We start from the raw sequence: 19178 nt of genomic DNA, 5'->3' as shown, positions 1-19178 counted from the left end.
CCAATCACGAAAGCCGGGCCAAAAGGGTCCGGCTTTTTTTGTTTTAGCGAAAAGCATATTACAATTGGAACCTTTGAAATAGGACTCTTGCAAAAGTCAAGTTCTTTTAAATAATCTATACAAGTTAGTTTCCTTTTTTAAACTCCAAATAAACTAGGAAGCCAAAGCGTAATCTGAGGGAAAAGCATGATAAGGATCAGTGCCAAAACCATGGCAAAGAAAAAAGGTAATAATGGCTTGATGACTTTCTGAATACTCGTCTGAGCTACTCCTACCCCGATAAATAAAATAGAACCTACTGGAGGAGTACAGAGTCCGATACATAGATTCAGTACCATCATAATCCCAAAGTGTACCGGGTCCACTCCTAACTCCACCACCACAGGAAGAAAAATGGGGGTAAAAATCAAAACGGCTGGTGTCATATCCATGAATATCCCAACGACTAATAAAATCAGATTAATCATAATCAAAATCACGATGATGTTGTCCGAAAGGGAAAGTAAGGAATCAGAAATCTGCTGAGGAATCTCCTCCACAGACATCACCCAGGACATTGCCATGGAAGTGGCAATCAGCAACATGACTACCGCTGTGGTTTCTGCTGATTTAAGCAGGACTGCAGGCAAGTCCTTTACTTTCATCTCTTGGTAGATTAATGAAAGCCCCAAAGCATACAACACGGCAATAGCCGAAGCCTCTGTAGCGGTAAATACTCCCGCTACGATTCCTCCTATCACCACTATCAGGAGAAATAAACTGGGTATGGCTTTCCAAAAAGTGCTGAACACATGCTTGAAAGAAGATGCTTCACCTGCTGGTAATTTTTTGATTTTCACCATAATAGCAGCAGTGATCATCAACATCAGTCCTACCAATAACCCCGGTAAATACCCGGCTACGAATAAAGCTGCAACAGACACTCCTCCCGAAGCCAAAGAATACACAATCAAAACATTGGAAGGAGGAATAATCAATCCGGTAGTCGATGAAGTGATATTCACCGCAGCCCCCAATTCTTTGGGATAACCTTCCTTTTCCATTCGCTTACCAAGAATCCCTCCCATGGAGGATGCTGCCGCCACTGCCGAACCCGCAATTGCCCCCATCAGCATGGCCGCGATTACATTGACATGAAGTAATCCGCCCGGTAATTTTCCTGTAAGCGCTTTCGCAAAATCAATCAAACGCCTCGCAATCCCTCCACTATTCATCAGCTCTCCAGCCAGAATAAAAAAGGGAATAGCTAAGAGTGAAAAACTATCCAGTCCAGTCCCCATTCTCTGAGCGATGGTAGTCATGGCCGGCAGTGAAGCCACGGTCACAAGCAAAGTCAATAGACTGGACAAACCCAAACTCCAAGCTACAGGCACTCCTATACCTAGAAAGAAGATGAAGGAAAACACCAAAACCAAAATGCTAATCGTCTCCATTTTATAGGGGATTTGTGTTTTGAGTCAATTTTCGAATATCCAAAATCTGATAAAAAATAACCAAAAGACCACTCAACGGAATAATTCCATAAACATAGGCCAAAGGGATCCGCAAAGCTGCTGAGGTTTGATCCAAGATAAACGTGATGTACACCAGATTGGCTCCACCAATCACCATGATCAAAAGGGCAAATGCTAAAATCAATAGCCGAATTACTATTTGAATGCTAACTCGGTTTTCATTACTCAACTTTCCCTGAAAATAATCGATCGCCAAATGTTCATTTTTGCCAGCGACATAAGCAGCCCCCAGCATTCCTATCCAAATGAGCATATATCTCGCTAGCTCATCGGTGAAGGAGCTCGGATTATTGAGTAAGTACCTTGAGGCTACTTGCCAACTCACATTTACCACCATCAATCCCATCAACACGATGAGCATCCATGAGATAACCTGATCAATTTTTTGACGAAAATGAAATAAACTCATATCTCCATTGCTTAATCAACTCCCTGAATCGCTTCTATAATTTTATAAATCTCCGGTTGCTCGATCTTCATCTGTTCATACATGGATGATACACCTTCCCTGAATTTCGACTTGTCTGGATAGCTAATCTGAACGCCGGCCTTTTCTAAGGCTCTAAGTGAATTCTCGGTAGATTCTGCCCAAATTTTATATTGAAGCTCTGAGGATTCGTCAGCCGCTTCTTGAACCCACCTTTGTTCTTCATCACTCAATGACTCCCAGACCTTAGTACTGATTAGTACTACATCAGGAAGTACTGTATGCTCATCAATGCTGTAGAATTTACAGATTTCATAATGCTTGGAAGTGTAGAGGCTAGGCGGATTATTTTCAGCACCATCGACGATACCCTGCTGCAGGGCACTATAGAGCTCACCATAGGCTACAGGAGTGGGAGATCCTCCCATGGCTCTCACCATATTGGTAGCCATATTACTTTCCATAACACGGATTTTCAGCCCTTTCAAATCGGCCGGACTTTCGATGGGTTTTTCCTTGGAATAAAAACTCCGCTTCCCCCCATCGTAATAGCAGAGTCCTCTCAGCCAGTATTTTTCAGGGTCTAGTAACAATTGTTTACCTATTGGCCCATCTAGCACACGCTTTTGGTGAGCATCATCACGAAAAAGATAAGGCATACCAAAAACTTGCATGGTAGGCGCAAAACCTTCCAATGCCGCAGCCGAAACCTTAGTCATCCCCAGACTACCAATCTGAAGCAGTTCTAAAAGTTCGCGCTCCGTCCCCAATTGCTGATTGGGGTAAACTTTGATTTGCAGTTTTCCGTCGGATTTTTCCTCCACACGCTTCGCCAAAAAAACCATAGCCTCATGGACCGGATGAGAAGTCACCAAAGCATGGCCCATTTTGATTTCTCTGACTTGCAGTACTTCTTGGCAGCCGGATAAAAACAGCCCAAGACACAAAAAGGAGAAAAGGATGAAATTTGATTTTGGGTTCATAGTCAATCGACTCAATTAGACAATAATAAGATATTCCCTTTACAAATGCCCAGCTATTTACGGAATCGATTTTCTTTGATCAGGCGGTGAAAATACCAGCATTTCGATATCTAGCAGCTCTTTCCCTTTCTTCAAGCAATCAGTAAGTACCTTCATTCCCAAAAATGAAATTAACTTAGCTGAGCAAATCAAATCTATATGAGCAGAAAGATTCTTCAGATCCATCCCCTAGACAATGCCATCGTAGCACTGACTGACTTAGAAAAAGAGGAGGTTTTTGAGTTGAACGGAAAGACTATTCAACTCCTCGAGTCCATTCCTGCCAAACACAAATTCTGCATACAGGATCTTGCTCCCGGTGACCTAGTCATCATGTATGGGGTAACTGTCGGAAAAGCCCAATCCTTCATTTCAAAAGGAGCCCTGCTCAATACCATCAACATCAAACATGATTCGGCTGACTTTGAACTTACACCTGGAAAATATACATGGACTCCCCCCGATATTTCAGTCTTTGCAGAAAAGACTTTTTTAGGCTATCACAGGGAAGACGGACAAGTAGGAACTGCAAATTATTGGGTGGTCATCCCGCTGGTATTTTGTGAAAATAGAAATGTAGAAACCATCAAAGAGGCCTTCTTGGAGGAATTGGGCTATGCTAAACCTAATCCTTACAAAAATTTGGTTCGTCAACTCGTCCAGCAAACTCAAACCAAAGAGGCTGCGGCCGAGCAGGTTTTAGAAAGAATTAAAACCACCCCAGCAAATCGGGTATTTGAAAACATAGATGGAATCAAGTTCCTTACTCACCAAGGAGGATGCGGCGGTACCCGGGAGGACGCCGAGATGCTTTGTCAACTACTCGCCGGATACATTCACCATCCCAACGTAGCTGGAGCGACAGTCTTAAGTCTAGGTTGTCAGCATGCACAGGCGAATATTCTCCAAGAGAAACTGAGGGAGCTGAACCCTGATTTTAAAAAGCCTCTTTTGATATTTGAGCAACAGCAATCAGGAACTGAGGAGCAATTACTCTACCGGGCCATTACAGATACATTTCAACATCTGAATCAGGCCAATGCCATTTCCCGAAAGCCTGCCTCTCTTTCAAAACTCCGAATCGGTCTGGAATGTGGAGGATCGGATGGCTTTTCTGGCATTTCTGCCAATCCTGTCTTGGGACATGTCTCAGACCTTCTTACTGCTCTGGGAGGTAGTGCCGTGCTTGCTGAGTTTCCCGAACTTTGCGGAGTAGAACAAGAATTAATCAACCGCTGTGTCGATGAACAGAAGGCAGCAAAGTTTACCCAACTCATGCGGGCGTATTCAGCATCTGCAGAAGCAGTCGGATCTGGATTTGATATGAATCCCTCTCCAGGAAATATCCGAGACGGTTTAATTACTGACGCCATCAAATCCTGCGGAGCTGCAAAAAAAGGAGGTACTTCGCCCGTCACTGATGTACTCGATTATGGAGAATACATCCAAAATCCTGGCTTAAACCTACTCTGTACTCCGGGAAATGATGTGGAAAGCACCACAGCCCTCGCTGGATCTGGTTGTAATATTATCCTATTCACCACGGGGCTAGGTACTCCTACCGGAAACCCTGTCAGCCCCGTAGTGAAAGTATCGACCAATAACCGGTTGGCAGAACGGATGCCTGACATCATTGATTTCAATACTGGCCCTGTGATCTCAGGGGAGAAAACCATCGAAGAAATGGGGGAAGAACTCTTTAAAAAGATTATCCGAATAGCTAGTGGAATCGAATCTACCAAAGCTATGGATCTCGGACAAGACGATTTTATCCCATGGAAAAGAGGAGTATCACTTTAATTTTTTGAAATGGAATCAGAAGAAAACATAAAAATACTCCAATTCGGAAATGGAAATTTTCTTCGGGGATTTGCGGATTGGATCTTTCAACAATTGATTGATCAGCAACTTTTTGATGGCGGAATTCACAGTGTTCAAATTCACAATCCCAAACTGGATAAGCGAATGCTCGCGCAAAAAAATCAGTATCATGTCTGGATTGCGGGTCTGGAAAATGGCGAAAAAGTAGACCGTATTGATCTAGTCAACTGCATTAAAAAGTACAGCTCCATCTTTGATTCTTATTCAGACTATTTGAAAATCGGAGAGAATCCGAGTCTATACTATGTCATTAGCAATACCACCGAAGCGGGGATCGTGTTTGACCCCGAGGATGATTCCTGCTTGGAAATTCCAAAAAGCTTCCCCGGCAAACTGACAGCACTGCTTTACCGCAGATTTGAGTTTTTTCATGGTAATGTAGAAAAGGGTTTGCAGATTTTACCTTGTGAGTTGATAGATAAAAATGGATCGCAACTTAAGAAATGTGTACTTTCCTACATCCAACTCTGGCAGCTGCCCCATGCCTTTGGACAGTGGATAGAAGACTCTTGCTCCTTTTACAATACTCTGGTGGATCGAATTGTGCCGGGATTCCCTCAAGAAAAGATTAAAGCGGTTGAGCAAAAAATCGGAAAGCCGGATCAATTACTAGTAATGGCTGAGCCCTATTATCTTTGGGTGATCGAAGGGGCTGAAAAACTTCAATCCGAAATCAACTGGAAAAAGGCTGGCTTAAATGTCAAATTTGTCGAGGACCTTTCCTCCTACCGCACTCGTAAAGTAAGAATTCTCAATGGGGCACATACCGCCTTGGTCCCTTATGCATACCTTAAAGGATTTAGAGATGTGCGGACTGCTGTAGAAAATCCCGAGATCCACCATTTTCTGAGAAGCATCATCTACGAAGAAATCATTCCTACGATAGATTTTCCATTAGAAGAACTTCGAGAGTTTGCAGACTCGGTGTTGGAGCGCTTTAAAAATCCACACATTGATCATAAACTACAAGCTATTGCCTTAAATAATATTTCAAAATTTAGGGTAAGAATACTTCCTTCCATGGTTGATTATTACAACAAAACCGGAAGGCTTCCCGAGCAACTTACTTATTCATTTGCCGCACTTCTGATTTTCTACAAAGGAGTCTTTAAAGGAGAAACGCTTCCAATAAAGGACGAAGAGGAAATAATACGGTTTTTTGAAGAGTCCTGGAATAAGCCTGATTTAGACCTGACTGTAGATAGTATATTGGCAAATGAGAAAATCTGGGGAAAAAATCTGACGCATCTATCGGGGCTTAAAGTAGAAATAATCAATGCTATGGATAGAATTCTACTAAATTGAATTTATCAATTGAAATAATCAAAATTAGACTTGGACAAACTAGTTCACTTCCCAAAAAGAGACTTAAAAAAGTAGCGAGCAAGGGTCAGGTAATTTTTAAAAATCAATTTTCCATTTTCGATTTTGAGGAATTGATTGTCGTTTTGAAAAAAAATAATATCCTGTTCTAATCTACTGATTTGCTCTTCATTGGATAAGAGTAACTTGAGGTAAGCAAAAGGAATATAAAGGGCAGACTTACCCCTAATTTTCACCTCCAAAACATCTAGTTTTTTAGAAGTAATAACTATTTGATGTTCCTTGGAATCCAGAGATAAATCTGCCGATATATTCAATTTTTTCATTCTTTGGAACCTATTTCCCGTCCGACGTACTGATGCTCACTTTACCATTAATTGTCCATTCTGCTTTTTCTTCTGAACCTACTTTTTTTGGTACTCCTACAATAAGACCTTTGAAATCATAGTGAATTACTGCATTTCTTCCAGTCAGTTTATCAAAAAGCCCAATGGCCAAGTCTGGCCAACTTTCTGTGTTTTCTGTTTCTTTACTCATGGTTTTTAGTTTAAAGTTCATCTTTCTAACACACCACAAAAGCCATTGTTTACAAAAACTTAGATTCCCCAGTATTATGAAAATCAACCCTTACGTTTTGAATCCTTTATTTTTTGCTTGCCAATACCAATGGATCCTGTCTAAGTAATCCTACAAGAGCGCGGTACAATTCGGGAAATTCACCCTTGAATTGCTTTGGTCTTTCAAAGAAGTTTTCAAGGGCTACAGCAAAAAACTCATGCTCATTCTCCGCAGCTCTTTTTCTAAAAAAATCAGATACCCCCGTTCGGATCCGGTTAATTTCCCGATGAGCTATCTCTTCGTATTGCTGCCAAATCTGAGGATTTAGGAAGTTAAATTCATCATTGCTATGGATCCAGTTTTCCAGTTTCAAGGCATGGGCAACCTCATGAATACCGAGATTCACCCCATCTTCTTTGTCTAGAAAGCCCTCAATGAAACAAGGCCAAGAAAGTACAATGATACCTAATCTCGGATTGACTTCTCCACGATGATAGGTTTTTGAAATGGTCGAAATATAACGATCAGGGTAAAGCAGGATTTTGCTAAAATGGCTCAGAGTGACGCTGGGAAGACCGAAGGTTACCTGCACAATCGTCGCTCCAATAAGGATTTTCATTTCAGGAGAAATTTCCTTTAGTCCGCCTCTGGGAAAGAATTTTTTGGTGGTGAGAACATAAGTAAGCTTTTTGCGAAACTCCTTCTGATGCTCTGGCTTTAAGGCTCTGTAATAGCGACAAAGATCTTCCAAAATCAAAATTTCGGATTGGGATAATCTGTACCTAAAAATCCAAAGTCCAAAACGATGAATAGAATTGGCAACAAAACTTAATATTTGGATGCTAAAAGGCATATAAAAAAAGCAGCCCTTGAGAAGAGCTGCTTAATTCTAAGTTTAACGGGCGTAATTGACAGCTCGCATCTCTCGAATCACCGTAATTTTGATCTGTCCGGGATATTGCATTTCTTTTTCGATTTTTTGTGAAATATCGAAAGAAAGCTTTCCTGCAGTCTGATCATCCACATTATCAGCATCGACTAATACTCGGAGTTCGCGCCCTGCTTGCATTGCAAAGCATTTATTCACCCCATCAAAGCTCAAGGCAAGCTCTTCTAGCTCTTTCAGACGCTTAATGTAGCTGTCCATGATTTCTCGACGAGCACCTGGTCTTGAGCCAGAGATGGCGTCAGAGGCCTGCACAATCGGGGAAATCATTGAAGTCATCTCAATCTCATCATGGTGCGCTCCGATCGCATTACAAACTTCAGGATTCTCCTTGTATCTCTTGGCTAGCTCCATACCTAGAATCGCGTGAGGAAGCTCCTGCTCTTCATGCCATACCTTTCCTATATCATGAAGCAGGCCAGCTCTTTTGGCGAGTTTGGCGTTTAGTCCCATTTCGGCAGCCATAGTAGCAGAAAGTTTCGCTACTTCTCTGGAGTGCTGCAGGAGATTCTGACCATAAGAAGAACGGAACCTCATCCTACCGACCATCCTGATCAATTCAGGATGTAATCCATGTACTCCTAAATCAATACAGGTTCGCTCTCCGATTTCGACGATTTCTTCTTCTATATTTTTCTCCGTTTTGGCGACAACTTCCTCGATACGGGCGGGGTGAATTCTTCCGTCCTGTACTAAACGGTGAAGAGAAAGCTTCGCTATTTCACGTCTTACCGGATCAAATCCAGAAATAATGATAGCCTCCGGCGTATCATCCACTACGATTTCTACACCAGTGGCTGCTTCCAGAGCACGGATATTTCGACCTTCTCTACCGATAATTTTTCCTTTGATATCGTCACTTTCAATATTGAAAACGGATACGCAGTTTTCAATTGCATGCTCGGTAGCCGTACGCTGAATGGTGTCCAGTACGATCTTTTTAGCCTGCTTGGTAGCAGTAAGTTTGGCCTCATCGAGAATATCCTTGATTTGTGAGGATGCCTTAGTATTGGCTTCTTCGGTGAGCATTTGAATCAATTGCTCACGCGCTTCCTCTCTGGTCAAAGCCGCGATTTTTTCAAGATCTGCTATTCTCTGATTGGTGATTCGGTCCAGCTCCTCTTTTTTAACCTGGACTGAATGGAGCTGAGCATTAAGATTTTCCTTTTTACTATCCAGTTCGGCTTCTTTTCGTTTTACTTGCTCTAGCTCCTTGGATACTTGCTGCTCTCGCTGCTTGACTTTATTTTCATTAGTGATGATGATGTTCTTTTTGTGAGACATCTCCTCATCAAAATCAGCCTTGATTTTCAGGTATTTTTCTTTGGCTTCAAGGATTTTATCTTTTTTCAGGGATTCTGCTGAGATTTCAGCTTCTCTGAGTATGGATTTGACCTTTTCTTTGGCTTCTTCCTCGAGTTTTTGATTTTTATTTTTGATCAATACGCCCGCAAGCGCCGCTCCTGCTCCAAGCCCCACTAGGCCGGCTAGGATAATATATAACACTTCTCCCATAGGTATTTTGGTATAAATAAGACCTGTAGGAATCCAAAAAAATTCGGAAAATCAGTGGTATCTCAACAATTATATCGCTTTAGAAAGTATGGAATTGATCTGTGCAAGACTACTTTTGATGTGCTCACTATCCTCGGCATTGACCTCATTGGTCTCCAAGGACTCGACCATGCAGTCGAATGCCACCATAGCTAGAAGATCCTGATTATCATCCAGTCCAAATTCAGATTTATACTTTCTCAGTTTCTCATTAATCAGCTTGCCTGCGTGGCGGATTTTTGATTCATCCTCCACCTTCACACGCATAGGGTACTCTCGGTCCCCGATTTTGATTCGAATGGCAAGTGTCTCCATATCACTCGGATAAGTAGGTGATCAACTGATCGATTTCTTGTATATAATTATTGATTAAGTCACTCATTTCGGCCGAATCCTCGGGATTCACCGGTCGGTTGTCTACAATGTTACTAATTTTAATTTTATTTTTAAAATGATCGATTTCCTGCGCTTTCTTTTCCAAAATGGCATTGACTTCTGCCAAATTTTCTTTCAACTGCCGATTTTCTTCCTGAAGCTCCAGCAATCGCATACTCGCCTGTCGGGCTAGTTTTTCTAATTTTTGCAGTTCCTCGTGAATCATTTACTACATTCGGATAAGAGCTCCCACTTCATTTTGAAAGCCATTAATCAATTTACTCATTGTTTTGTCAATTACCTTATCGGTCAAGGTATTTTCTTGATCTTGTAGGTAAAAACTCAAGGCATAGGCTTTTTTACCTTCTTCGATTTTATCTCCCTGATACACATCAAAGACTCCGACACGCTGAAGTAATTTTCCTCCCGCTTTGATGGCGATCTGCTTCACCTGATCATAGCTAACCGACTTGTCCAGTACCAATGACAAGTCTCTTCTTACCTCCGGAAATTTAGATATCTCTTGATAGCGCTTCAGTCCGGAAGCTTTTTTGCAAAGTAAATCCCAATCCAAATCTGCATACCAAACCTCTTGACGCACTTCAGCCAACTTTAATAGCTTCTCATCCACTAAGCCAATTACTCCTAGCTGTTTCGTGCCCAACTTCAGGCTTAGCCCATATGCGAAAGGACTTGACTCCATCATTTCAACTTCACCGATCTGAATATTGAGTTTTTCTAAAATTTGCTCAACCGTAGCATATAAATCTGCGAATCCAAAGGGCTTGGCAGGCTCGATCCAGCTCTCTGCAGAACGATTTCCAGAATGAAAAATTGCCAATCGGCGTCCCTCTTGATAACCTTCTTCACCTTTTTGGTAAATTGTCCCAAACTCGAAGAATTTCAAATCAGTCTGTCGTCTATTGATATTATGCGCCAAAACCTCCAATCCGCTAAAAAGCAAGGTTTGCCGCATCACACCTAAATCCTCACTAAGCTTATTATAAATTTCTACATTTAGCATAGAATCCAAAAAGCCGGATTTCTCTACGTAGGAAGGTTTAGTCAAACTATTCGTGATCATTTCTTGATAGCCCTGCGCACCGAGAAGTTCTGAAAGCCGGTACTGAAGCTTATTCAAATCTTTCAAGGGATGCTCAGCCAAGTAGTCTGTTTTCAAATTTTCAGAAAGTTCTACTTGCTGAAAACCATAGATCCTTAGCACCTCTTCGATAATATCTGCCTCCCGGATCACATCTACCCGGTAGGGCTTTACAATAGCTTTGAATCCCAATTCAGTCTGATTTTCTACACGAATATCAAGTCCTTCAAGGATTGATTTGACCTGGCTAGGCTCGATCTTTTTGCCAATTAAACGATTGATATGACCGTACTCTACCTCGATTTCAAAGTCGGCAACAGGATTAGGATAAAGATCTATGATTTCTGAACTCACCTTACCTCCAGCGATTTCCTGAAGTAGTTTTACGGCCTTTTTTAGTGCATAAACAGGCATATTGGGATCTGTACCCCGCTCAAAACGGAAAGATGCATCCGTCTTCAAGCCATGAAACTGAGCTCCTTTTCTGATGACATCAGGAGAAAAATAGGCCGATTCCAAGAAAATAGAAGTCGTCTCATCGGATACGCCCGAACCTTTTCCTCCGAAAATCCCTCCGATGCACATCCCCCCTTCTTCATCACAAATCATCAACTCTTCGCCAGAAAGTTTTCTTTCTTTTTCGTCCAGCGTGATAAACTTAGCATCTTTAGAGAGCTTCTTAACGATGATTTTGTCACCTGAAATCTTGTCGGCATCAAAGGCGTGAAGCGGCTGACCCAAGTCATGCAAAATGAAATTGGTAATATCGACCACATTATTGATCGGCTCTAGGTCAAGTGCGCGTAGAAAATCCTGAAGCCACTGAGGGGAAGGAGCTATTTTTAAATCAGAAATAACAATCCCTGCATATCGGGGACAATCAGCAGCATTTTCTACAGACACCTCAATTTTTTTTCTCCCCCCCTCTATCTCTAATTCAGGAGTCTGATCAATGCATAAAGGTCTACCTAGTAGCGCTTTTAAATCCCGAGCTACGCCTAAATGAGAGGCAGCATCGGCTCTATTTGGAGTCAATCCGATCTCCAAAACATAGTCTCTGGTAACTGGGATAAGTTCAGAAGCAGGAGTCCCATTGGGCAAATCCGTATCCAATACCATAATGCCATCATGACTAGTACCTAGACCCAGCTCATCCTCGGCACAGATCATTCCTTCGGAAACTTTCCCTCGTATTTTGGCCTTTTTGATCGAAAAGGAATCTCCCTCCATGGGGTAAAGGGTGGCGCCAACTGTAGCAACCAGTACCTTTTGACCTGCGGCTACATTTGGCGCGCCACAGACAATCTGAGAAGGTTCATCGGCACCAATATCTACCGTAGTCAAGCTCAATTTATCCGCGTCAGGGTGCTTTTCGCAAGTCAGCACTTCTCCGATAACGATTCCTTCCAAGGCCCCGGGAATCGAAACAAACTCTTCGATTCCTTCCACTTCCAGACCTGACTGGGTAAGTAGAGCAGCTATCTCATCAGGAGTTTCTGTAAGTGCAATGTATTTTTTTAATCGGTTGATTGAAATTTTCATAGTAAATAGCAATTCGGCGCGCTCGGCACCTTATCTAAAGAAAAAGGGTTCGAAAACCCTTTTTTATACATAAATGATCACAAATTTAATGCTTTTAGACGAGGCTAAAGCCTATTCTTTATAATTTTTCTCCCCTGCTTCAACTGGAATCTCGAGCAGGTTTTCTTTAGGAGGCAAAGGGCACGCGTAATCAGGATTATAAGCGCAATAGGGATTATAGGCAAGATTGAAATCAATACTTATACTATTTTTGCCATCTTGTCTTGCATTGATGTAGCGACCTCCACCATAGGTTTCTCCCCCACTGGTATCATCCGCAAAGGCCAAAAAGAAATTACGCTTGTCTGCCTCATTCATTGCTTGGAGAAGTAGGAGCCGGTTGGTCTTTCCTCCGAGTTCAAACTCCGCAAAAGCATACTCAATATATCGCTCCTTGGTTCCGTCAGTCATGGGGAGCTCCCGGACTTTTTTTTCTTCAATGGGAAGCAGTCTCGCCCTCACTTTATATTCAGGATTGATGGGGTAAAAATTCAACTCCTTAAAATCCCGCTTTTGCTCATCCGTCAGGGGCGAATCTATATTATATCGGACAAATTTAAACTGACGGTCTCGCTCGGCCTCGATTTTCTCAATATAGGTCTCCGGATCTTCTGCACTCGTCAAAGTATACACCACTGCAGCTAAAATAACCACAGAGACAAAGATTAATATGATTTGGTTGGTTTTCATGGGTCAAGATGGATTTCCTCTACTTCTGTTTTCAACAGCAGGATAGTTCAACTATTGTTCAAAAATACAACCTATCCCCGATCGGCACTATTTCTAATCCTCTTTTATCTATAAAATGCCTTCATCGGCGAAGCTAAAATAACCCGTATCTGTAAAAATCACATGATCAAGCACTGGCAAGTCCATCGCTTTACCTATCTCTGAGAGTCTTTTGGTCAGTCTGCGGTCTTGCTCAGAGGGACTGAGGCTACCACTGGGATGATTGTGCACTAGGATAATCGACTGAGCATGATGGTCTAAGGCAGATTTGAATACAACCTTAGCATCCACCACCGTCCCCGATGTCCCTCCCTGAGATATCCGCTCTTTTTTGATTACTTCATTTCTGCGCGTAAGCAAAAGCAGGTAAAAATGCTCCACCAATTCATCGTAAAGCTCAGGCTTCATCAGTTCATAGACGTCTTTGGAACTAGAGATTTTAAAACGCTTCCTCGGCTCAAGTTCCTTTCTTCTGCGCCCCAACTCCAAGGCACTGACAATACTGATGGCCTTAGCCTCTCCGATTCCTTTGAATTTTTTGAGATCCTGAATACTCATGCGAGCCAAGGCTGCCAAATCATGATTAACCGAGGCTAAAATATGCCTAGATAGATCGACTGCACTGATGCTGGGCGTACCCGACCCAATCAAAATCGCAATCAATTCTGCATCGGTGAGTGAGCTTTTCCCGCGAAGCAGAAGTTTCTCCCGAGGACGGTCTTCCTCAGCAAGTTGAGAAATCTTGATCGAAGTAGTTTGTTCCATACCTAAAAGCAAAAAGTCAAACTAAATCTACTAAAAATCAAGCATAAAAAAAACCCCGACAAGCAGGGTTTCCAATAATTCTATGTAAGAAAATAGATTACGCTAAAGCGTTAACGAATTTGGCCAATCTAGATTTCTTGTTGCTAGCGTTATTTTTGTGAATGACGTTTTTCTTAGCAAGTTTATCTAGCAAAGAAGATACTTTCACATAAAGCTCTTGAGCTTCTACCTTATCAGTAGTCGCCTTCAATCTTTTGATAAATGTTCTGGTCGTCTTAGCCTGATATCTGTTTCTCAAACGCTTCGCTTCGTTGGCACGAATTCTTTTCAGAGCTGATTTGTGATTTGCCATATCTTGATTTAAATAAAGTTCTTTTTGTTCCCCTATACCGAATCGGAGTGCAAAGTTATTGTAAATAATTAATTCTGCCAAAGGATTTAACAACATTCCTTTCGGCTGAGGTATTTTTGATCAGTAAGAATTTTTATCAAACCCCTAATCAGGCACAAATATAGCGGTAAATTTGACTTTTTATAGTTGAAAATTCTGAATAAATTGAGGAATGAGATTTTTGAACCTGTTATTTTTTTCTTGGGCTTTTCCACTATTACTCCCCATGACTTGGGGATTTTATGCGCACAGCCTGATCAACCGGATGGCAGTCTATTCTTTGCCACCCGATATGATTTCATTTTATAAGCCACATATTCAATACCTTACCGAGAAAGCAGTCAATCCCGACCGACGTAGGTATGCGGTAAAGGGCGAAGCCGAAAAGCACTACATCGACCTTGACACTTATGGGGATTCAGCCTTACAAATACTGCCTGTTTTTTGGTTTGATGCCGTAGAAAAGTTTGGAGAAGACAGTCTGCGTGCCCATGGTATAGGCCCTTGGGCGGCCTACCTTAATCTAATCAGCCTGACCAAAGCTATGGAAGAAAAGAACGGCGAGGCCATCCTCCGGCTTTCTGCGGATTTGGGACATTATTTGGGAGATCTGAATGTCCCTCTTCACACGACTAAAAACTACAATGGACAGCTGACCGGTCAGGAAGGCATTCATGGTTTTTGGGAGAGTCGTATTCCCGAACTTCTTGCACAAAATTTTTCACTCTGGACCGGAAAAGCCGAATACATCAGTCAGCCTCAGCAGGCTATCTGGCTGGCAGTGGCAGAGGCACACGCTCAGGTAGATTCTGTTTTGTTTTTTGAAAAAGAGCTAACTGCACAATTCCCTGAAGATCGAAAATTCAGCTTCGAGGAGCGTAATCGACTGACAGTACGTGTCTACTCTAGAGAATTTACAGAAGCCTATGCCAAGGCCCTAGATGGCATGGTGGAGCGACAAATGCGAAAGTCCATCAAGATGATCGCCGACTTTTGGTACACTGCCTGGATCAATGCCGGACAACCCGATTTAAGCAAACTTGAAGGAGCAATTTTGGTTGAGGAAGACTGGGATGCCGATCCGGACTTGAAGGTAAGAGAGCATTAATTCAGTAGGCAGAGATTACGAAATTCGACAAATAAAAATTAAAATAGATTATCGAGATTTAATAGCATTTCAAAAAGCATTCAAACTGGCTATGCGGATTTTTGAAATCAGCAAAACTTTTCCAAAGGAAGAAATTTATTCGTTAACAGACCAAATCCGAAGATCGAGCAGATCTGTATGTTCTTGTATCGGAGAAAGTTACCGAAAACGACGCTACCCAGCACATTTTATATCCAAATTAAGTGACTCTGATATGGAAAATACGGAAACCCAAATCTGGCTTAATTTCGCATTTGCTTGCAATTATATAGATGAAAATATCTTTTCAGAACTTGGCCAAGAAGTGATTGAAATAGGAAAACTTCTCAACTATATGATGGCTAACCCTGAAAAGTTTGGTTCCAAATAGGCATAAGCAAAACCGAATGTGTTTTAGGACCTGCCTACTGCCATTGCCAACTGGCAACTTTTCAGATTTCTGATTTCAAATATTGCCTGATTGTCTTCCCAAGCCTCAAAAACGTATCCTTAAACACTTCCTCATTTTCTTCCAAAAGTGTCACTCGAAAGCCTCTTAAATCCGAGCAAAAAGAAGAGATGGGCACCACGCAGATTCGCTCTGCAGCCAATAAATAATAAACAAAACGCTTATCTAAAGGCATCTCCGGATCATTCAGCCAAGTATCCAACAAGCCTTTCAACTTTTCATCTTTAATTGGCAAACTCTGATCAGGGGTCAATAATTTTTCGTCAAAAACAATGGTATTATAAAATGCACCTTGAGTAGGATTGAATTTGATCCCTTCGATATCCCCCAAAATCTCTCGCATCCAGTCACTTCGTTTTCCAATATGGGCATTAGCCTCTGCACGATAGCTTTGATAAGCGGGATGATTCATGATTTTAGGTATGGCCAACTGGGGCAAAATCGTCGAACACACCTCGATCATTTTGGCATTTTCGAGAGTTTGGCAAAGCTTGGAAAACTCTCGGGAAGCTTCCCGATTGTAAAACTCCATCCAGCCACAGCGTGCACCCGGCCATGGGAATTCTTTGGAAATTCCTTTCAGGGAAATTGCGGGACGATCACCAATCACCTCTGACAAAGCAATTGCCTCGATACCGTTGTAGGTGATATTCTGGTAGATTTCATCCGCGATCAATAACAAATTGAACTCCTCAGCTATTTTGACGAATCCCTCCAAAACTTCCTTGGGGTAAACCATGCCGGTAGGGTTATCTGGGTTGATGATCAGAATACCAACGATGGAAGGATTGTACTTTACCTTCAGATAGAGATCCTCCATATCAGGTAGCCACTGATTGTCCGGATCGAGTTTGTATGTGATAGGCGCAGCATTGGCATGAGCGGCCTCTGCAGAACTGTGCGTAGAATAAGCGGGCGATGGACCTATAATTCGTGCTGTAGGAATCAGAAACTGATACAATTTGGCGATCGCATCCCCCAACCCATTGAAAAAAAGAATGTCTTCAGCAGTAATCTGACTTCCTCCTTTTTCATTATTTAATTCTGCTAAAAACTGTCGGGTTTCCAATACACCTTTAGAATCTGCATAGCCATAGGTTTTGTCTTTTTTGAGCAAATCGGCAATAATTTCTTTCATCCAATCGGGCACTTGATTGCTCTTTTGGATAGGATCGCCGATATTTTCCCAGGTGATGGGATAACCAAGGGCCTCGATTTGGCGGGCTTTTTTTACGATTCCCCGGATTTCATAGGAAAGTTCCTCTGCTCCAGGTCTGAGGAGTAACTGTCTCATAGGTCAATAGGCTGGTTTGGAAAAATTTTCGATACAAATAAAAGGAAAAGAGCGGCCAAAATTCATAAAGAGTCAAAAAAGCGATCATTTATAGGCAACCCATCCTAAAATCAAGAATTTTTTACCCTCGAAATCTTAAAATCCCAAATATCACCTGAATATTTCCAACTTGCTTTTCTTCTTCTCGTTCTGCTTATTTAAACTTACTAAACGGTCAACTCCCTCCTAAAACCCTTTCCAGTGATAAGCATTTTGATCAGATTAATACTCTTCCTCCTTTTTTTAGGTTTGATTGATTGGTATTCGTATCAAGCCTTTAAAACCGGCTTTTCTTCTCAAAACTGGATCAAATATTCCTTTTGGGCTTTTTCGATTCTCGTTTATCTTTTTGTTGGCTATGTGTTCCTGACCTTCGAGAGAGGAGCGATCAATCTTAGCTTTGGCCGAATGGTTTCTTTATTGATTCTCTCCCTCATCCCAAAGCTGATCATTCTCGCTTTTCTTTTTGGGGAAGATATTCTGCGGTTGTTATCGGGAGCTTTTCAGTCCTTAGCGGGAGGCAGGGAAGGTGATTTTTTACCCGAACGTAGAAAAATTATCAGCCAAACTGCCTTGATTCTAGCAGCCGTTCCTTTTTTGGGGATCTTACATGGAGTGCTCATCGGCAAATACCGCTACCGAGTGGTCAAACATAGCTTGGAATTTGATGAACTCCCGGAGGAGTTTGACGGATTTACTATCACACAGATTTCAGACATTCACTCAGGAAGTTTTGATAACAAAAAGAGGCTGGAATACGGCGTGGACCTGATCAATCAGCAAAATTCGGATGTCATTCTCTTTACCGGGGATCTGGTCAACAATCAAGCAGCAGAAATGGAGCCTTGGATCGAGACTTTTAAGAAACTGAAGGCTTCAATGGGTAAATATTCTATTCTCGGCAATCATGACTATGGAGATTACATGTCCTGGCCGAGCCGTGAAGCCAAGTTGCAGAATATGCAGCGACTTTTTCAAGTCCATGAGGAATTGGGTTTTAAGTTGTTACGAAATGAAAGCCTTCCCATCCAAAAAGGAGAGGCCAAGATCGACTTGATCGGTGTAGAGAATTGGGGCAAAGGTTTTGCCCAGCATGGGGACTTGGAAAAAGCAACAGCCAATCTTACTTCTGAAAGTTTCAAAATCCTGATGAGTCATGACCCCTCCCATTTTGACGAGCAGGTGAAAAAATTCTCGCAGTTTATCCATTTGACCCTGAGTGGGCATACGCATGGGATGCAGTTTGGAATAGAAATCCCAGGATGGATCAAATGGAGTCCCGCTTCCCTCCGCTATCCCAAGTGGGCAGGACTATACAAAGAATTAGGCCGCTACCTCCATGTAAATCGGGGCTTTGGATTTCTTGCATTTCCGGGCCGAGTAGGGATTTGGCCGGAGATTACGGTGCTGGAGTTAAGAAGGAAAAAGTCCTAATCTTAATTTCAATAATTGCTTTAAAAGCTTGTATTTATGATACACGATATCTTGTAATGTGAATACAAAATTTTGAAAATAATTGAAAATCAGTAGTTTGCTTGGTCGCTTTTCTTTCTATTCCTCATCCCCTCCACAAAAAAAGCGATTGCTGCTCATGCTATAATTACTCTCAAAACCCAATTTAGCATCGGAAAAAGGTCCAAGTATTTTACCAAGAAGATCAACAGGATCAATCCGAAAGGTATCCCGTAAAGTCGATCGATAGGATTATCAAAAAATATCTCATTTTCATAAAGCTTAAGTTATTACTTTTCTTGGCTCTATGTGGAATATAGTGGGTAGTCGAATTTGAGTTTCCCAGCAATGAAATAAATCATGTTAATGTAGTTGTCAATGTTCCTGTACCCTCTGGCTCTTTTTTTGGCTAACTGTATTTTGGAATTAATGCCTTCGAGGACTCCGTTGTTTAAATTGGTTTCTGTATAGCTTACAATTCCGAACCAATGTGCCTGTATGGTTTTGGCCGCCTCCATGAACGGGAATATCTTGGATTCTTTTACAAGGTCACACCAATAGGAAAGGTATGCAGCAGCCTCTTCTTTGTCCTTAAAGTCCCAAAACTCGTTGAACAGTTCTTTGAGCCTA

General features: G+C 41.9%; 20 protein-coding genes. 5 read left to right on the top strand and 15 right to left on the bottom strand.

The annotated features are described in order from the left end of the window. Window positions 1–137: 137 nt before the first annotated feature. The 3 genes from BLQ57_RS11975 to BLQ57_RS11965 are packed head-to-tail and all read right to left on the bottom strand — an operon-like array spanning window position 138 to window position 2924. Complete coding sequence (locus tag BLQ57_RS11975; RefSeq protein WP_087939684.1) at window positions 138–1433, bottom strand: TRAP transporter large permease; 1296 nt, start codon at window positions 1431–1433, stop codon at window positions 138–140. 1 nt (window position 1434) lies between these two features. Further along, window positions 1435–1923: a TRAP transporter small permease gene (locus BLQ57_RS11970; RefSeq protein WP_087939685.1), complete on the bottom strand. Its 489-nt coding sequence runs from the start codon at window positions 1921–1923 to the stop codon at window positions 1435–1437. Between the two features lie 11 nt (window positions 1924–1934). After that, on the bottom strand, window positions 1935–2924 hold the full coding sequence (locus BLQ57_RS11965; protein ID WP_087939686.1) for a TRAP transporter substrate-binding protein: 990 nt from the start codon (window positions 2922–2924) through the stop codon (window positions 1935–1937). Window positions 2925–3122: 198 nt separating this feature from the next. Between BLQ57_RS11965 and BLQ57_RS11960 the strand changes: the two genes are divergently transcribed. Together BLQ57_RS11960 and BLQ57_RS11955 are read left to right on the top strand one after the other, a co-directional pair. Further along, window positions 3123–4763 (top strand): UxaA family hydrolase, encoded by a 1641-nt coding sequence (locus BLQ57_RS11960; protein ID WP_087939687.1) that lies wholly within the window; start codon window positions 3123–3125, stop codon window positions 4761–4763. A gap of 9 nt (window positions 4764–4772) precedes the next feature. After that, entirely contained in the window at window positions 4773–6149 is a 1377-nt protein-coding gene (locus tag BLQ57_RS11955; protein ID WP_087939688.1) for a tagaturonate reductase, read from the top strand. A 44-nt stretch (window positions 6150–6193) separates the two neighbouring features. Here the strand turns inward: BLQ57_RS11955 and BLQ57_RS11950 are convergent, their stop codons facing one another. The 10 genes from BLQ57_RS11950 to rpsT all read right to left on the bottom strand — a co-directional run bounded on the left by BLQ57_RS11950 (window position 6194) and on the right by rpsT (window position 14129). Next, window positions 6194–6493: a hypothetical protein gene (locus BLQ57_RS11950; RefSeq protein WP_087939689.1), complete on the bottom strand. Its 300-nt coding sequence runs from the start codon at window positions 6491–6493 to the stop codon at window positions 6194–6196. 10 nt (window positions 6494–6503) lie between these two features. Further along, window positions 6504–6704, bottom strand: coding sequence for a hypothetical protein (locus BLQ57_RS11945; protein ID WP_087939706.1), 201 nt, complete (start codon window positions 6702–6704; stop codon window positions 6504–6506). Between the two features lie 106 nt (window positions 6705–6810). Further along, on the bottom strand, window positions 6811–7578 hold the full coding sequence (locus tag BLQ57_RS11940; RefSeq protein ID WP_087939690.1) for a zinc-dependent peptidase: 768 nt from the start codon (window positions 7576–7578) through the stop codon (window positions 6811–6813). Window positions 7579–7620: 42 nt separating this feature from the next. Beyond that, window positions 7621–9186 carry a ribonuclease Y gene (gene rny / locus BLQ57_RS11935; protein ID WP_087939691.1) on the bottom strand — a complete coding sequence of 522 codons (1566 nt, stop codon included), beginning with the start codon at window positions 9184–9186 and terminating at the stop codon, window positions 7621–7623. Between the two features lie 69 nt (window positions 9187–9255). Then, on the bottom strand, window positions 9256–9540 hold the full coding sequence (locus BLQ57_RS11930; protein WP_087939692.1) for a cell division protein ZapA: 285 nt from the start codon (window positions 9538–9540) through the stop codon (window positions 9256–9258). Window position 9541: 1 nt separating this feature from the next. Beyond that, window positions 9542–9826, bottom strand: a complete 285-nt coding sequence (locus BLQ57_RS11925; protein WP_087939693.1) for a hypothetical protein — start codon at window positions 9824–9826, stop codon at window positions 9542–9544. A 3-nt stretch (window positions 9827–9829) separates the two neighbouring features. Beyond that, window positions 9830–12244 (bottom strand): phenylalanine--tRNA ligase subunit beta, encoded by a 2415-nt coding sequence (pheT, locus tag BLQ57_RS11920; protein ID WP_087939694.1) that lies wholly within the window; start codon window positions 12242–12244, stop codon window positions 9830–9832. 111 nt (window positions 12245–12355) lie between these two features. Beyond that, complete coding sequence (locus tag BLQ57_RS11915; protein WP_087939695.1) at window positions 12356–12973, bottom strand: DUF1684 domain-containing protein; 618 nt, start codon at window positions 12971–12973, stop codon at window positions 12356–12358. A gap of 108 nt (window positions 12974–13081) precedes the next feature. Then, complete coding sequence (gene radC / locus BLQ57_RS11910) at window positions 13082–13777, bottom strand: RadC family protein (protein WP_087939696.1); 696 nt, start codon at window positions 13775–13777, stop codon at window positions 13082–13084. A 97-nt stretch (window positions 13778–13874) separates the two neighbouring features. Continuing rightward, on the bottom strand, window positions 13875–14129 hold the full coding sequence (gene rpsT / locus BLQ57_RS11905) for a 30S ribosomal protein S20 (RefSeq protein WP_087939707.1): 255 nt from the start codon (window positions 14127–14129) through the stop codon (window positions 13875–13877). A 211-nt stretch (window positions 14130–14340) separates the two neighbouring features. On the opposite strand from rpsT, the gene BLQ57_RS11900 reads away from it, so the two are divergent. Both BLQ57_RS11900 and BLQ57_RS11895 read left to right on the top strand, forming a co-directional pair. Beyond that, window positions 14341–15276, top strand: coding sequence for a zinc dependent phospholipase C family protein (locus BLQ57_RS11900; RefSeq protein WP_087939697.1), 936 nt, complete (start codon window positions 14341–14343; stop codon window positions 15274–15276). Beyond that, window positions 15272–15685: a four helix bundle protein gene (locus BLQ57_RS11895; protein ID WP_317042228.1), complete on the top strand. Its 414-nt coding sequence runs from the start codon at window positions 15272–15274 to the stop codon at window positions 15683–15685. Before BLQ57_RS11900 ends, BLQ57_RS11895 begins: the two co-directional genes overlap by 5 nt. A gap of 61 nt (window positions 15686–15746) precedes the next feature. Here the strand turns inward: BLQ57_RS11895 and BLQ57_RS11890 are convergent, their stop codons facing one another. Continuing rightward, entirely contained in the window at window positions 15747–17057 is a 1311-nt protein-coding gene (locus BLQ57_RS11890; RefSeq protein WP_087939699.1) for a pyridoxal phosphate-dependent aminotransferase, read from the bottom strand. Between the two features lie 240 nt (window positions 17058–17297). Here BLQ57_RS11890 and BLQ57_RS11885 point away from each other — a divergent pair, with 240 nt between their 5' ends. Continuing rightward, complete coding sequence (locus tag BLQ57_RS11885) at window positions 17298–18530, top strand: metallophosphoesterase (RefSeq protein WP_087939700.1); 1233 nt, start codon at window positions 17298–17300, stop codon at window positions 18528–18530. Between the two features lie 323 nt (window positions 18531–18853). Here the strand turns inward: BLQ57_RS11885 and BLQ57_RS11880 are convergent. Next, the coding region (locus BLQ57_RS11880; RefSeq protein ID WP_139162721.1) for a transposase at window positions 18854–19178 on the bottom strand (325 nt) is incomplete at its 5' end.

It is taken from the genome of Algoriphagus faecimaris (genome assembly GCF_900101705.1).
Classification (GTDB): Bacteria; Bacteroidota; Bacteroidia; order Cytophagales; family Cyclobacteriaceae; genus Algoriphagus; species Algoriphagus faecimaris.
Note: the sequence above shows the minus strand (reverse complement) of the source record. Positions and strands in the feature narration are given on the sequence as shown.